This window comes from Achromobacter sp. SX5 (assembly GCF_056711425.1).
This window is the reverse complement of the sequence record NZ_CM160041.1, coordinates 2785647-2800411: the sequence shown is the minus strand read 5'-3', so window position 1 is coordinate 2800411 and position 14765 is coordinate 2785647. Positions and strand designations below refer to the sequence as shown.

Annotated in this window: 12 protein-coding genes; 8 read left to right on the top strand and 4 right to left on the bottom strand. The window is 69.7% G+C overall.

Annotated features, from left to right (window positions below; genetic code table 11):
- Positions 1–31: 31 nt before the first annotated feature.
- Positions 32–1258, bottom strand: coding sequence for an EAL domain-containing response regulator (locus AC1M14_RS13245; protein ID WP_102771228.1), 1227 nt, complete (start codon positions 1256–1258; stop codon positions 32–34).
- A gap of 227 nt (positions 1259–1485) precedes the next feature.
- On the opposite strand from AC1M14_RS13245, the gene AC1M14_RS13240 reads away from it, so the two are divergent.
- From AC1M14_RS13240 to AC1M14_RS13215, 6 genes are all read left to right on the top strand, one after another.
- The gene (locus AC1M14_RS13240) at positions 1486–2607 is read left to right on the top strand and encodes a 3-deoxy-7-phosphoheptulonate synthase (protein WP_479731761.1); all 1122 of its coding nucleotides are present in this window, start codon (positions 1486–1488) and stop codon (positions 2605–2607) included.
- A 31-nt stretch (positions 2608–2638) separates the two neighbouring features.
- Positions 2639–3109, top strand: a complete 471-nt coding sequence (locus AC1M14_RS13235) for a hypothetical protein (protein ID WP_102771230.1) — start codon at positions 2639–2641, stop codon at positions 3107–3109.
- Positions 3110–3365: 256 nt separating this feature from the next.
- Positions 3366–4079, top strand: a complete 714-nt coding sequence (locus tag AC1M14_RS13230) for a response regulator transcription factor (protein ID WP_102771231.1) — start codon at positions 3366–3368, stop codon at positions 4077–4079.
- 11 nt (positions 4080–4090) lie between these two features.
- Entirely contained in the window at positions 4091–4960 is an 870-nt protein-coding gene (locus AC1M14_RS13225) for an HpcH/HpaI aldolase/citrate lyase family protein (protein ID WP_111825102.1), read from the top strand.
- Between the two features lie 24 nt (positions 4961–4984).
- The gene (locus AC1M14_RS13220; RefSeq protein ID WP_111825101.1) at positions 4985–6010 is read left to right on the top strand and encodes an alpha/beta hydrolase family protein; all 1026 of its coding nucleotides are present in this window, start codon (positions 4985–4987) and stop codon (positions 6008–6010) included.
- 113 nt (positions 6011–6123) lie between these two features.
- Complete coding sequence (locus AC1M14_RS13215; RefSeq protein ID WP_479731760.1) at positions 6124–7755, top strand: ATP-binding cassette domain-containing protein; 1632 nt, start codon at positions 6124–6126, stop codon at positions 7753–7755.
- 16 nt (positions 7756–7771) lie between these two features.
- Here the strand turns inward: AC1M14_RS13215 and AC1M14_RS13210 are convergent, their stop codons facing one another.
- Both AC1M14_RS13210 and AC1M14_RS13205 read right to left on the bottom strand, forming a co-directional pair.
- Positions 7772–9364: a sulfatase family protein gene (locus AC1M14_RS13210; protein WP_479731759.1), complete on the bottom strand. Its 1593-nt coding sequence runs from the start codon at positions 9362–9364 to the stop codon at positions 7772–7774.
- Positions 9361–10323, bottom strand: coding sequence for a Bug family tripartite tricarboxylate transporter substrate binding protein (locus AC1M14_RS13205; protein WP_479731758.1), 963 nt, complete (start codon positions 10321–10323; stop codon positions 9361–9363). Before AC1M14_RS13205 ends, AC1M14_RS13210 begins: the two co-directional genes overlap by 4 nt.
- 126 nt (positions 10324–10449) lie before the next feature.
- Between AC1M14_RS13205 and AC1M14_RS13200 the strand changes: the two genes are divergently transcribed.
- On the top strand, positions 10450–11388 hold the full coding sequence (locus AC1M14_RS13200) for a LysR substrate-binding domain-containing protein (RefSeq protein ID WP_111825098.1): 939 nt from the start codon (positions 10450–10452) through the stop codon (positions 11386–11388).
- Here the strand turns inward: AC1M14_RS13200 and AC1M14_RS13195 are convergent.
- Entirely contained in the window at positions 11373–12209 is an 837-nt protein-coding gene (locus AC1M14_RS13195; protein ID WP_209165413.1) for an IclR family transcriptional regulator, read from the bottom strand. The genes AC1M14_RS13200 and AC1M14_RS13195 overlap by 16 nt on opposite strands.
- Positions 12210–12323: 114 nt before the next feature.
- On the opposite strand from AC1M14_RS13195, the gene AC1M14_RS13190 reads away from it, so the two are divergent.
- Positions 12324–14678: a cytochrome P450 gene (locus AC1M14_RS13190; RefSeq protein ID WP_479731757.1), complete on the top strand. Its 2355-nt coding sequence runs from the start codon at positions 12324–12326 to the stop codon at positions 14676–14678.
- The last annotated feature ends 87 nt before the right edge of the window (positions 14679–14765 follow it).

The window sequence follows — 14765 nt, the reverse complement described above, 5'->3', positions numbered from 1 at the left end:
GCGGGCAAGCGCTTGATTGCGGTCAAGCCGTTCAGTGCTGGCGACAGAATTCGATGAAGGCGTCCGGCTCCAGCGGCATGGAGATGCCGTAGCCCTGCGCCACGTCGCAGCCGAGTTCGCGCAGCAGCTGCAGGTCGCGCTCGTGTTCCACGCCTTCGGCCACCACGCGGCGGCCCAGCACGCGGCCCATTTCGATCGCGGCGGCCACCACCGCGCGCGAGGCCGGCTCGCGATGCATGTGCACGATGAAGTCGCGGTCTATCTTGAGCTCGGTGAACGGCATCGCCGAGAACAGCCGCATCGAGGCGATGCCGGCGCCGAAATCGTCCATCGCCAGCTCGAAGCCGCGCACCCGCAGCAGGTTCAGCACCGAGGACAGCGCCAGCCAGTCGGTGACCGGCTCGTCCTCGGTCAGCTCGACCTTGACCAGCCGCGCCGGCAGGCCGGCCTGCCCGACGCGCTGCTCCAGCAGCGCGGGCAGGTCGCGGGTGCACAGCGTGGACGCCGAGGCGTTGATCGCGATGGGCACCGCGATGTCCTGGGCATGCATGCGGCCGAGCACCTCGATGACGCGGTCGGTGACACGGCTGAACAGCATGCGGTCCAGGCCCAGCCGGTGCGCGGCCGGCACGAAATCCACCGCCGGTATGGCGCCCAGTTCGGGATGCTCCCAGCGCGACAGCGCCTCGGCCGCCAGCACGCGGCCGGTGGACAGACTCATCTGCGGCTGCAGCACCACGCTCATGCCCTGGCCGGTGATCAGCGCGTGCCCCAGCGCCACTTCCATCACGTCGCGGCGCACGGCATTCGGCTGCGGCGAGGCCGCGTCGTGTTCGTCGATGCTGCGCAGCGCGGTCTTCATGGCCTGTTGCAGGGCGCTGCGCGAAACCGGCTTGGACAGCGCCTGGGCCGACGGGCAGCCGGCCTGCAGCGCCAGGCGCACGTGCGATTGCAGCAGCTCGTCGCTGAGGCTGCTGATCCAGATGATGGGAGGCATGCGCTTGAGGCGGCCGGCGTCGACCAGGCGGCGCAGCTCGTTGGGCAGGCGCGTGCCGTCGCCCTCGCCCACCACGATGTCGCTGATGACCACGTCGTAGAACTGGCGCGTCAGCGCGCCGACGGCCTCGGCGCTGCTGCCCAGCCCCGCCACCCGCCGAAAACCGAACGCCAGAAGCACGTTCTGCAGATAGGCGCGTTCGACGGGATGGTCTTCCACGAGAAGAATCCGTCGGGTCGCGCCGGCGTCGGTCTTAGGCATTGTCTACCGTCCTAGTCGAATAGGGCGGGCCCTTGCAGGCGGCCGCAGGAACACTGTAGCCGCAATGCTACGTTATCGGTGCAGGACCTGTCCTTATCGCTAACGGGTTAATGCCATAGCGTCGCCGATAGACGTAGAAATCGGCCCATCAGCCGGACGTAGGCAACCGGACGGCTGCGCGGTGCGATAATGGCGGTCTTTCCCGCATCTACGGCACGGAGCTTCCCTTGACCCGCATTGACGATCCCCTGCACGACCGCGAGGTCGGCACGGCCGACTCCACCCAGGACAATACGCGCACGGACGACACCCGCATCGGCGCCGTGCGGCCGCTGATCTCACCCGCCCTGCTGCAGGACGAACTGCCGGTATCGAGCGAGATCCAGATGCTGGTCGAACGCAGCCGCGCCGAAATCGCCGACGTGCTGCACGGCCGCGACGACCGCCTGGTGCTGGTGGTCGGCCCCTGCTCCATCCACGACCGCGACCAGGCCATGGAATACGCCGGCCGCCTGCGCGCCGCCGCCGAGCAGTACCGCAAGGATCTGCTCATCGTCATGCGCGTCTACTTCGAGAAGCCGCGCACCACGGTGGGCTGGAAAGGCTACATCAACGACCCGCGCCTGGACGGCAGCTTCCGCATCAACGAAGGCCTGCGCCGCGCGCGCGAACTGCTGCTGGACATCAGCGGCCTGGGCCTGCCGATCGCCACCGAATTCCTGGACCTGCTCAGCCCGCAGTACATCGCCGACCTGATCTCCTGGGGCGCCATCGGCGCGCGCACCACCGAAAGCCCCAGCCACCGCCAGCTCGCCTCCGGCCTGAGCTGTCCGCTGGGCTTCAAGAACGGCACCGACGGCGGCGTGCAGATCGCCGCCGACGCCATGGTGGCCGCCAGCGCCAAGCACGCCTTCATGGGCATGACCAAAATGGGCATGGCCGCCATTTTCGAGACCCGCGGCAACCAGGACACCCACGTCATCCTGCGCGGCGGCAAACAGGGCCCGAACTACGACGCCGCCAGCGTCGACGCCAGCTGCGCCGCGCTGCGCGCCGCCGGCCAGCGCGAACAGGTCATGATCGACTGCTCGCACGCCAACTCCAACAAGTCGCACCTGCGCCAGGTCGACGTGGCGCGCGACATCGCGGCCCAGCTGGCCGCGGGCGACGCGCGCATCACCGGCGTCATGATCGAAAGCCACCTCGAAGAAGGCCGCCAGGACCTCAAGGCCGGCCAGCCGCTGCGCCACGGCGTCTCCATCACCGACGCCTGCCTGGGCTGGATCCAGACCGAGCCGGTGCTCGACATGCTGGCGCAGGCGGTGCGCCAGCGCCGCGCCCGGGCGTAAAAGGCGGCGTCACAGGCACGGTGTCTTCGATATGGAAAGCAGCTTCTCCGCCCCGCCCCTCCCCACCATCTTCCTGTACACGCAGGAGCAGCGCGGCAACCAACTGGTCGAGTCGCGGGTGATCGGCATGCTGTCCGACGTCTCCGGCTCGGACAAGCTCATCGTGGTGCAGGACCCGCATAGCGGCCTGCAGTTCATCTACCGCATCGACCACGAAAGCAGCAACCTCGACGCCGCCGCGCTCACCGACCAGGACGCCTCGCGCTTCGACGGCAGGCACACCATCCAGATCGACGCCATGTCCTACCGCCTGGGCACGGCCGAGAACGCGATGAAGCTGCTGCGCGGCAAGACCCAGTGGGTGCAGGACAAGGGCGCGGTGCTGTCCGTCCTGCTGCAGAATGCCGCGGCGCGCAAAACGCGCTTTTCCGCGCTGCGCATCACGCGCGACCGGCTGCGCCAGGTGCCCGCGGGCGTTCCGGTCGAGCGCCTACCCGCCTGAAGCGGCGGTATCCACAGGTCCGGCGCTTATCCACAATTTCTGTGGATAAGAATGGCTCGCGCGCACGGCTGATGGCCTTTCGGGCGATGCCGCAGGGGCTGCTCAATTTTTGACCACCCCTGCCTGCGCCCGCTTGCCGATGCCGCAGTGCGGCGTTGATGATATTCTCCGCCGATAACAAGCCTCGGATGGAAGGAGCGGATAGCGTGTTAGCCCTTGGAGCGCCCCTCGTGCAAGCGCTGGCGCCATATTCGCCGTGACCATCGTCATCGTCGACGACCACCGGGACTGGCGCGATACCATCGCCGAGTTCATCGCCGACCTCGGCCTGGGCGGTCCCATCCTCACCGCCGGCTCGCTGGCCGAGCTGGACCGCCTGCTGCTCGACGTGACCCCGGGCATCCTGGTGCTGGACGCCATGCTGCCCGACGGCGACGCGCTGACCCGCGTATCGCACCTGCGCACCAGCTTTCCGTCCATGGGCATCATCATGCTCACCGGACGGCTGCTGAGCGAAGACAAGGTGTCCGGCCTGAGCCTGGGCGCCGACCACTACCTGACCAAACCCGTCAACCTGGCCGAGCTGGGCGCCACCCTGGTGGCGCTGGCCCGCCGCCTGCGCGTGGTGCCCGGCGACGGCGAGGCCCGGCCCGGCGGCTGGCGCTTCGATCCGGCGCGCCGCGTGCTGCTCTCGCCCGGGCAGGTGCGCGTGGACATCACCGACACCGAAAGCCGGCTGGTCGGCGCCCTGGTCCAGGCCGCCCCGCTGCCGCTGTCGCGCGCCCGCCTGATCGAGGCCCTGGGCGCCAGCGCAGCGGCCTACGACACCCACCGGCTCGATGCGCACGTGCACCGGCTGCGCCGCAAGCTGCGCGAACAGACCGGCGGCGACCTCGGCATCCGCACCGTCTACGGCGTGGGCTACGTCTGCACCGAACCCGTGCAGATCGTCGGCGGCGTCCAACCCTGAGAATCCCGACCATGCACTCCCCTATCCGTCCCCGCCGTTCCGTCCTGTACATGCCGGGGGCCAACGCCCGCGCGCTCGACAAGGCGCGCAGCCTGGACGCCGACGTCCTGATCCTGGACCTGGAAGACGCCGTCGCGCCCGACGCCAAGGCGCAGGCGCGCGAACAGGTCGCCGCCGCCCTGCGCGCCGGCGGCTACGGACGGCGCGAATGCGTGGTGCGCGTCAACGCGCTGGACACGCCCTGGGGCCGCGACGACGTACGCGTCATCGCCCGCGCCGGCGCCGACGCCGTGCTGCTGCCCAAGGTGCAGTCGGCCGCCGAACTGGCGGCGCTGGCGCAGGCGCTGGACGAAGCCGGCGCGCCCGCCGGCCTGCCGCTATGGGCGATGGCGGAAACGCCGCTGGGCTTTCTGCGCCTCGACGCCATCGCCGGCGGCCATCCCCGGCTGGCCGCCATCGTGGTCGGCACCTCCGACCTGGTCAAGGACCTGCACGCCCGCCACACGCCGTCGCGCGAAGAAACCCTGCTGGCGCGCTCGCTGGCGGTGATGGCGGCGCGCGCCCACGGCCTGGCCGTGCTGGACGGCGTGCACCTGGACCTGCACGACGACGCCGGCCTGGCCGCGGCCTGCAAGCAGGGGCGCGACCAGGGCTTCGACGGCAAGACGCTGATCCACCCGAAACAGATCGCGGCCGCCAACGCCGCGTTCGCGCCCACCGAGGACGAACTGGCCGGCGCGCGTCGGCGCCTGGAAGCCTGGCGCGCGGCGCAGGCCGCCGGCCAGGGCGTGGCCGTGGTCGACGGCGCGCTGGTGGAAAACCTGCACGCGCAGGAAGCGCTGCGCGTGCTGGCGCTGGCCGAGGCCATCGCGCGGGCTTGAAATGCGCAAGTCAGGAGGGTATCTATGGAAAGCTCCAAGGTCGGCTATCGGCAAGGCCATGCCTACGATGCCTCTCGCCGGAACTGGTCGAATGACGGACCACGCCCTATTCGCTGGCACGCGTGGTACACCGCGACCCCCGATGCGGTCGAACGACCGCTCGCAGTCCCCTCCACGGAGCCCCTGTTCCTCATGGGAACGGTCGCGCGCGACGCGCCGATCAACGAGAAATGGCGGCAATACCCCGTCGTGCTGCTCTCGCACGGCACCGGCGGAACGGCGACGAGCCTGGGCTGGATCGCCCGAGCCTTGGCTGCCGCCGGGTATGTGGTGATCGGTGTCGATCATCACGGCAATACCGCTTCTGAGCCATACCGACCCGAGGGTTTCCTGTGCTGGTGGGAACGTCCGCGGGATCTATCCGTAGCGCTCGATTCGCTCGCAAACGAGGGGTTTTTCGCTGGCCGCCTCGATACCTCACGGGTCGCGTGCGTCGGCTTCTCTCTTGGCGGATATACGGCTGTCTCCATTCTCGGCGCAATCACCGATATGGATCGCTTCAACCAATGGGCTGGAACTTCAGACTCCGGCCGGGTGCCGCGCGAATTTCCGGGCCTCGGTGGTCATATTGAACCGTTGCTGCGTGATAGCGCGGTCTTTCGAACATCGTGGGAGCGCCAGTCCGCTTCCTGCGCCGACCCGCGGGTAAGGGTCGTTGTCGCCCTTGCTCCCGCGCCGCCGGTGCGCGCCTTCACGCCGAACAGCCTCGCCGAGATCGCGGTTCCCGTGACCGTGCTGGCGGGAGAAGCCGACCGTGAAGCGCCTATCGAACCCTGCGCCATGTGGCTGGCGGAACGACTGCCGCGTTGCAAACTGCATTCTCTTGGCGCTCATGTCGGACACTACACCTTGCTCTGCGCCGGGACCGAGGCTGGACGCAAGCTGGAGCCGGAACTGTGCATCGACCTCCCCGGCGTCGATCGTCAAGAAGTTCACAAGTCCGCCGTTCAACTTGCCCTGCAGGCGCTTGCCGCCGGTCTGCCAAGGTGAGGACCCGATCGCGGGCTTAGGGCGCCTACCGGGGATCTGTACAATACCGACCCTTCCCCGGTCCCTCTTTGCGCCGCAGCCTGCGGCGGGAGCGCGGCCGCGCCAGCTCCTCCATGATCCGCTTCCAACAAGTTTCACTCGCCCGCGGCGTCAAGCCGCTGCTCGACCGCGCCGACCTGCTCCTGAACCCGGGCGACAAGATCGGCCTGATCGGCGCCAACGGCGCCGGCAAGTCCAGCCTGTTCGGGCTGCTGCGCGGCACGCTGCACGCGGACCAGGGCGACCTGGACTTCCCGGCGAACTGGCGCATGGCGCACGTGGCGCAGGAGACGCCCGCGCTGGACCGTCCCGCCATCGAATACGCGATCGACGGCGACGTCACGCTGCGCCGCCTGGAAGCCGAGCTGGCGGCCCTGGAGGCCGAGCCCGAAAGCGCCGAGAACGGCCTGCGCATGGCCGACATCTACGCCGCGCTGGCCGACGCCGACGCCTACACCGTGCATTCGCGCGCCGAACAGCTGCTGACCGGCCTGGGCTTCACCCAGGCGCAGATGCATCTGCCGCTGACCAGCTTCTCCGGCGGCTGGCGCATGCGCCTGAACCTGGCGCAGGCGCTGATGTGCCCGTCCGACCTGCTGCTGCTGGACGAGCCCACCAACCACCTGGACCTGGACGCCATCATCTGGCTGGAGGACTGGCTCAAGCGCTATCCCGGCACGCTGATCGTGATCTCGCACGACCGCGATTTTCTGGACGGCGTGGTCAACGTCATCGTCCATATCGACGAACGCAAGCTCAAGCGCTACTCCGGCAATTATTCGTCTTTCGAACGCCAGCGCGCCGCCCAGCTCGAACTGGCGCAGGGCATGATGGAGAAGCAGATGCGCCAGCGCGCGCACCTGCAATCCTTCATCGACCGCTTCAAGGCGCAGGCCAGCAAGGCGCGCCAGGCGCAAAGCCGCATCAAGGCGCTGGCGCGCATGGAGGAAGTGGCGCCGCTGCGCGCGGCCGCCGAGTTCTCGTTCGAGTTCCGCGAGCCGCTGCGCGCGCCCAATCCGCTGCTGACCATGGACCGGGTCAGCGCCGGCTACCGCAGCATCGACGAGGACACGCAGGCCGCCTCCGACAAGATCATCGTCTCGGGCATCAATTTCTCGCTGCAGGCGGGCCAGCGCATCGGCCTGTTGGGCATCAACGGCGCCGGCAAGTCGACCTTCATCAAGACCATCGCCGGCGAGCTGGATACGCTGGCCGGCGACACGCAGTTCAACAAGGGCCTGTCGATCGGCTATTTCGCCCAGCACCAGGTGGAGATGCTGCGCCACGACGAATCGCCGCTGTGGCACATGACCAAGGCCGCGCCCAACGTGCGCGAGCAGGAGCTGCGCAGCTTCCTGGGCAGCTTCAATTTCAACGGCGCCATGGCCACCAGTTCCATCGCGCCGTTCTCCGGCGGCGAAAAGGCGCGGCTGGCGCTGGCGCTCATCGTGTGGCAGCGCCCCAACCTGCTGCTGCTGGACGAGCCCACCAACCACCTGGACCTGGAAACCCGCGAGGCGCTGACCTCGGCGCTGGCGCAGTTCGAAGGCACGCTGGTGCTGGTGTCGCACGACCGCCACCTGCTGCGCGCCACCACCGACCAGTTCATCATCGTGGCCGACGGCAAGGTCAGCCCCTTCGACGGCGACCTGGACGACTACAAGAACTGGCTGTACCAGACCAAGCTGGGCGCCAAGGCCGCGTAAGCCGTCCCCGGGGCGGTCAGGCCAGCGCCGTGGGATACGGGCTGGTGTCGATGTGTTCCAGCATGCCGTAGGCCAAGCGCTCCATCAGCCGGGCGCGCACGCCGGCGTGGGCCGGGTCGTCCCACAGATTGCGCGTTTCATGCGGGTCCCGCGCCAGGTCGTACAGCTCGCCCCAGCGCGCGCCGTCGTACACGGTGGCGCGAAAGCCCTCGGCCAGCAGCGTGCGGCAGCGGATGCGGCTGTCGAAGCCCAGGATCACGCGCTGGCCTTCCTCTTCGATCATCAGCGCGTCGCGCAACGCCGTCTCGCGCCCCGCGATCAGGCCCGCCATATCGCGGCCCTGGATGCCGTTATAAGGCTGCACGCCGGCGCGCGCCAACACCGTGGGCGCCACGTCGATGGTGCTGAGCAAGGCTACGCTGGCCGCGCCCGGGCGGCCGGCCGAGGCCGGATCGCGCCAGATGAACGGCACCCGCGTCAGGCCGCGGTAGTGGATCGGCCCCTTCAGCATCAGCTGGTGGTCGCCGAGGTAGTCGCCGTGGTCGCTGGTGAAGATCACCACCGTGTTGGAGGCCAGGCCCAGCGCGTCCAGCTCCGCCAGCACGCGGCCGATCTGGTTGTCGATATTGGCGATGGACCCGTAGTTCAGCGCCAGGGCCTCGCGCGCCTCGCGCTCGTTGCAGGCGAAGATCGCCGGCGTGTGCCTGATCGCCGTGCCGGCGTCGCGCTGGGCGCGCAGCCAGGCCACGTGGGGAGGCGGCGGCTCGCCCGAATGGAAGGACGCCGGCAGCTCCATGTCCTCGGGCCGGTACATGTCCCAGAACCGGCCCGGCGGCGTGAACGGATGGTGCGGGTCCGGAAACGAACACTGCATGAAGAACGGCCGCCCCTGCGCCGCGTAGCCGCGCAGCGCCTCGATGCTGCGGTCGGCGATGTAGGCGGTGGGATACAGCGCTTCCGGCACGCGCGTGCGCCAGGCCTGGCGGATCTGCGTGAGCGCGTATTCCGGCGCGGGCGTGGCCTGCGCCGGGCCGATCATGGCTTCCACCTCGGGATACTCGCGGCGCAGCCAGCGGCGGTAATGGCCGTGCACGTCGTCGCTATGGTCGTCGACCAGGTCCACCTGCTCGAAGCCGTAGTACGGCAGGCTCAGGTCGTGGTCGTCGCGCTCCAGCCACAGCTTGCGCAGCTCCTGGTCGTAGCGCCCGGCGTCGGGCGTCACGGCCTCGTGCGGCAGCCGGTCTTCGGCCCGCACCGGCCAGGAAGGCGCGATGTCGGTCATGTTCTGCAGGTGCACCTTGCCGACCAGCGAGGTGCCGTAGCCGGCCTGGCGCATGGCTTCGACGAAGGTGCGGCTGCGCAGCGACAGCGCGATGCCGTTGTGGCGCGCGCCGTGCGCGGAAGGGTAGCGCCCCGTCATCAGGCTGGCCCGGTTTGGCATGCAGATGGGCGTGGCCACGTGCATGTTGTCGGCGCGCCAGCCGCCGGCGGCCAGCCGGTCCAGGTTGGGCGTGCGGACCACGCGGTTGCCATAGGCGCCGACATGGTCGGCGCGATGCTGGTCGGTGATGAACAGCAGGAAGTTCACGGGCTGGGCGGCCGGGGTCATTGCTTCGCTCCGGACTGTTCCACCGCGGCGCGCCAGGCCGGCATGTCGCGCGCGACCATGTCGCCGAACGCCTGCGGCGTCATGTAGATGGGCACCATGCCCAGCGGCTGCAGCGCCTGGGCGAAGGAAGCGTCGGTCAGCACGGCCCGCAGGTCCTCGCTCAGCCGCAACAGCACGGCCTGCGGCGTGCCCGCGGGCGCGAACAGGCCGATCCACGAACGCACCCCGACGTTGGCGGCCACGTCGGAGAACAGCGGCACGTCCGGCAGCGCGGCGTATTTCTCGGTATTGGCCACGCCCAGCACCTTGACGCGGCCCGACGCCAGGAACGGAATGGCCGGGGCGATCCCGCCTATCATCAGCGGCACGTGCCCGGCCACCAGGTCGGCCATGGCGGGCGCGGCGCCCTTGTACGGCGCATGCACCACTTCCAGGCCCGCGGCCCGCTTGAGCTGTTCCATGGCGAGCTGGTGCACCGTGCCCAGCCCGGGCGAGCCGTAGGTGTACTTGCCCGGGTTCTGCTTGAGCAGGCTGACGGCCTCGGCCAGCGTGGACGCCGGAAAGTCGGCGTTGGCCAGCAGCACCACCACGTTGTCCGCCACCAGCCCGACCGGCGCGAAGTCGCGCAACGGGTCGTACGGCAACTTGTCGTACAGCGCGCTGTTGATGCCGTGGGTGTTGGTGGTGCCCATCAGGAGCGTATAGCCGTCCGGCGCGGCCCGCGCCACCTGGCCGGCGGCGATATTGCCGCCCGCGCCCGGCTTGTTCTCCACCACCAGCGTGTAGCCGCGCGGCTCCAGGCGCTGCGCGAGCTGGCGCGTCAGCACGTCCACCGCGCCGCCCGGCGCGAACGGCACCACGATCTGCACCGGCCGCGCCGGATACGCCTCGGCCGCGGCGCCGGGCGCCGCCATGCCGCAGGCCCAGCCCGCCGCCAGGGCCATCCACAACCTTTTCATTGCTGTCTCCATCCCGGCGCCCTGTCCCGGCGCCTGATCTATCGAGCGGCAAGTATGCCCAGCCGGCTCGGGCGCTGTGAAATGAAATAAACTGAACTATTCATAACCGCAAGGATATGTTCGGCCATGACCAAGCGAGCCGGCACCCACCTCAAGCGGCGCCACGCCGAACTGCTGGTCGCGCTGGACGACGAGCGGCATCTCGGGCGTGCCGCCGAGCGCATGCACATGTCGCAGCCCGCCGCCTCCAAGGCCCTGGCCCAGCTGGAAGAACAGGTGGGCTATGCCCTGTTCGAACGCGGAACCCAGGGCAGCCACCCCACCCATGCCGGAATGGTTATGGTGCGCCACGCCCGCTACAGCCTGGGCGCGGCCGACCGGGTCGCCGCCGAACTGCAGGCGGCCGAAGAGCGCGGCGCCAGCCTGCTGCGCCTGGGCACCCTGCCCTCGGCCGCGCCCAGGCTCGCGCCGCAGCTGGTCGCGCACCTCATGCCGCAGGTCGAGCGGCTGGAGATCAAGCTGGTCGAGGGCGCGCTCAACGAATTGCTGGAAAAGCTGGCCCGCGATGAACTCGATATCGTGCTGGGACGCCTGGCCAGCCGCATGCTGCCGCCGGACTGCGACGTCATCCGCCTGTACGAGGAACCCATCGTGGCCGTCGCGCGCCCCGACCATCCTCTGGCCGGCCGCGACACCCTGGAAACCGGGGAACTGGCGCGCTGGCCCTGGGTGCTGCCGCTGGAGGACACGTTGATGCGCGAGCGGCTGGAAGAGGCTTTTCTGCGCGCCGGCGTGCGCGCGCCGGCGTCCAGCCTGCAGTCCAACTCACTGCTTGCGACGCTTGCGCTGCTGGCGCAGCACGACTGGCTGGCGGCGTTGCCCCGGGCGATCGCGCGCTATTGCGAACGGCAAGGCGGCGTCGCCATCCTGCCGCTGCGGCTGGAGGCGAACTTCGGCGACATCGGCGCCGTGATCAACCGCAACTCGGCCGGCGCGCCCGCAGTGCAGGCGGCCCTGGCGTGGCTGCGCGGCCAGGCCGCGGACGGATCTCAGCCGGCCCGGTAGCCCAGCAGCGCGCTGGCGGCCTCGGCCTCGCGCCGCAGCGCCCGGGCGATGGGCCCGTCCGGCGATGGATCGAAACCCCCGGTGGCGCCCAGCGCGGTCAGCGCCGCGCACGGCCGGCCGTCATGATTGAGCAGCGGCGCGGACACGGCGCTGATGCCCTTGAGGTTGGTGTCGCGCACCGTGGCGCAGCCCTGTTCCAGCACCTCGCGGCGCAGACGGCCGATCGGATCGGCGGGGTCGAGCTGCGCGCGCAGCTCGGCCGGGGCGCGCGCCAATTCCGCCTCCGCCAGGGCGCGCACCCGCGCGTCGTCCTGCAGGGACAGGAACACCCGGCCCGTGGCGGACCACAGCATCGACAGCACCGAGCCCATGCGCACGTTCACCGTGACCGGCAGGCCCGGCTCTTCGAAGCGCACGATGGTCGGCCCCTTGTTGCCCATGACCGCGATGAAGCAGGTCACCTCCAGCCCTTCGCGCAGCCGGATCAGCCCGGGTTCGGCCAGGCGGATGGGATCGGCCTGGCGCAGGGCCGCCAGGCCCAGCAGCATCGCTTCCAGGCCCAGGAAATACTGCTGGCTGGCGGCGTCCTGCGCCACCAGGCCCGCCTCCATCAGGCTCACCAGATAGCGGTGCACCTTGGCCGGGCTTTCCTCCAGGCGCGTGGCCAGCAGCGTCAGGCTGGCGCGCCCGCCCAGGCGGCCCAGCTCCTTCAACACCGCCATGCCGGTTTCGGCGGCCTGCACGCGCTGGCGCCGCTGGCGCGGCCGCGGCGCGTCGGCGGACGGGACGGAATTGGGGCTGGATTCGGAAGTCTGACTCATGGCGGCGCGAGGGATAGGCCGTCAGCCGGCGGCTGACCTGCCCGGAGATTACCCCAATTGAAAATTTACGCTATGCGTATATGATTTACGCAATTGTAATCCGGAGTGATCGTCATGGCCCAGCCCTCCCCGCAATCGCCTTCGCCCGCCGGCAACGCCGGCGGCTGTCCCGTCGACCACGCCGCCCTGGCCGCGGCCCGGGGCTGTCCCGTCAGCCCGCGGGCGGCCGAGTTCGACCCCTTCGGCGACGGCTATCAGCAGGACCCGCCCGAATACGTGCGCTGGGCGCGCGAACAGGAACCGGTGTTCTACAGCCCCAAGCTGGGTTATTGGGTGGTCACGCGCTACGACGACATCAAGGCCGTGTTCCGCGACAACCACACCTTCAGCCCGTCCATCGCGCTGGAAAAAATCACCCCCACCGGCCCCGAGGCCAACGCCGTGCTGGAAAGCTACGGCTACGCCATGAACCGCACCCTGGTCAACGAAGACGAGCCGGCCCACATGGCGCGCCGGCGCGCGCTGATGGACCCGTTCACGCCCGAGGCCCTCAAGCACCATGAGCCCATGGTGCGCCGGCTCACCCGCGAATACGTGGACCGCTTCATCGACGACGGCCGCGCCGACCTGGTCGACCAGATGCTGTGGGAAGTGCCGCTGACGGTCGCCCTGCACTTCCTGGGCGTGCCCGAGGAAGACATGGACCGGCTGCGCGAATATTCCATCGCGCACACCGTCAACACCTGGGGCCGGCCCAGGCCCGAAGAACAGGTCGCCGTGGCCCATGCCGTGGGCAATTTCTGGCAGCTGGCGGGCAAGATCCTGGACAAGATGCGCCAGGACCCCGACGCGCCGGGCTGGATGCAGTACGGCATCCGCAAGCAGCGCGAATTCCCCGACGTGGTCACCGACTCCTATCTGCATTCGATGATGATGGCCGGCATCGTCGCCGCGCACGAGACCACCGCCAACGCCTCGGCCAACGCCATCAAGCTCCTGCTGCAGCACCCCGAGGCCTGGCGCGAGCTGTGCGAAGACCCGGGCCTGCTGCCCAACGCGGTCGAGGAATGCCTGCGCCACAACGGCTCGGTCGCCGCGTGGCGGCGCCTGGCCACGCGCGACACCGAGATCGCCGGCGTCGCGATTCCCGCCGGCGCCAAGCTGCTGATCGTGTCGTCCTCGGCCAACCACGACGAGCGCCATTTCGCCGACGCCGACTTTTTCGACATCCGCCGCGAGAACGCCAGCGACCAGCTGACCTTCGGCTACGGCGCGCACCAGTGCATGGGCAAGAACCTGGCGCGCATGGAAATGCAGATCTTCCTGGAAGAGCTGACCCGCCGGCTGCCGCACCTGCGCCTGGCCGAGCAGCGCTTCACCTATGTGCCCAACACCTCGTTCCGCGGCCCCGAACACCTGTGGGTGGAATGGGACCCGGCCGCCAATCCCGAACGCCGCGATCCCTCGCTGCTGGCGCGCAGCCAGCCGGTGCGCATCGGCGAACCCTCCACCCACGCCATCAGCCGCAAGCTGGTGGTGACCTCGGTCGCCGCCGCGGCCGACGGCGTCGCGCGCATCCGCATGGCCTCGCCCGACGGCAAGCCGCTGCCGCGCTGGACGCCCGGCTCCCACATCGACATCGAATGCGGCGACACCGGGCTGTCGCGCCAATACTCGCTTTGCGGCGACCCGGCCGACAGCGGCGCGCTGGAGATCGCGGTGCTGCGCGAGGCCGATGGCCGCGGCGGCTCGGCCTGGGTGCATGAACACCTGCGCCCCGGAAGCAGCGTGCGGGTGCGCGGGCCGCGCAATCATTTCCGGATGGATGAAAGCGCCGCGCGCCTGATCCTCATCGCGGGCGGCATCGGCATCACGCCCATCAGCGCCATGGCGCGCCGCGCGCGCGAACTGGGCCTGGACTACCAGCTGCACTACAGCGGCCGCAGCCGCCGCTGCATGGCGCTGCTGGACGAACTGGCCGGGCTGCACGGCGAGCGCCTGCACCTGCACATCGGCGACGAAGGCGGCCGCAACGATTTCGCCGCCCTGCTCGCCCGGCCGGACGCCGGCGCCCAGATCTACGCCTGCGGTCCCGAGCGCATGCTGAGCGCGCTGCAGCAGGCCTGCGCGCACTGGCCCGAGGACGCCTTGCGCGTGGAGCATTTCCATTCCAGCCTGGCCACGCTGGACCCGTCGCGCGAGCATGCGTTCGAGGCGGAGCTGAAGGACTCCGGCATCGTGGTGCAGGTGCCGGCCGGCCAGACCCTGCTGGCGGCATTGCGCGGCGCCAACATCGACGTGCAGAGCGATTGCGAGGAAGGGCTTTGCGGGTCTTGCGAGGTGCGCGTGCTGGACGGCGCCATCGACCATCGCGACGTGGTGCTCACGCGCGCCGAACGCGAGGCCGGCCAGCGCATGATGGCCTGCTGCTCGCGCGCCCGCGAAGGCCGCATCGTGCTGGAGCTGTAGCGCGCGCCGCGCCGCAATACCCGGCGCCGCGCATTCGCCTGAAACGGGCCTGAACGCGTTACAATCCATGCCCCGCTCATCACGACG

Bases quoted from the DNA above. Each gene is read 5' to 3' on its own strand.
- AC1M14_RS13225 (WP_111825102.1), top strand. From the start codon at position 4,091: ATGCACTCCCCTATCCGTCCCCGCCGTTCCGTCCTGTACATGCCGGGG.
- AC1M14_RS13220 (WP_111825101.1), top strand. From the start codon at position 4,985: ATGGAAAGCTCCAAGGTCGGCTATCGGCAAGGCCATGCCTACGATGCC.
- AC1M14_RS13195 (WP_209165413.1), bottom strand. From the start codon at position 12,209: ATGAGTCAGACTTCCGAATCCAGCCCCAATTCCGTCCCGTCCGCCGAC.
- AC1M14_RS13205 (WP_479731758.1), bottom strand. From the start codon at position 10,323: ATGAAAAGGTTGTGGATGGCCCTGGCGGCGGGCTGGGCCTGCGGCATG.
- AC1M14_RS13210 (WP_479731759.1), bottom strand. From the start codon at position 9,364: ATGACCCCGGCCGCCCAGCCCGTGAACTTCCTGCTGTTCATCACCGAC.
- AC1M14_RS13245 (WP_102771228.1), bottom strand. From the start codon at position 1,258: ATGCCTAAGACCGACGCCGGCGCGACCCGACGGATTCTTCTCGTGGAA.
- AC1M14_RS13215 (WP_479731760.1), top strand. From the start codon at position 6,124: ATGATCCGCTTCCAACAAGTTTCACTCGCCCGCGGCGTCAAGCCGCTG.
- AC1M14_RS13200 (WP_111825098.1), top strand. From the start codon at position 10,450: ATGACCAAGCGAGCCGGCACCCACCTCAAGCGGCGCCACGCCGAACTG.
- AC1M14_RS13190 (WP_479731757.1), top strand. From the start codon at position 12,324: ATGGCCCAGCCCTCCCCGCAATCGCCTTCGCCCGCCGGCAACGCCGGC.
- AC1M14_RS13235 (WP_102771230.1), top strand. From the start codon at position 2,639: ATGGAAAGCAGCTTCTCCGCCCCGCCCCTCCCCACCATCTTCCTGTAC.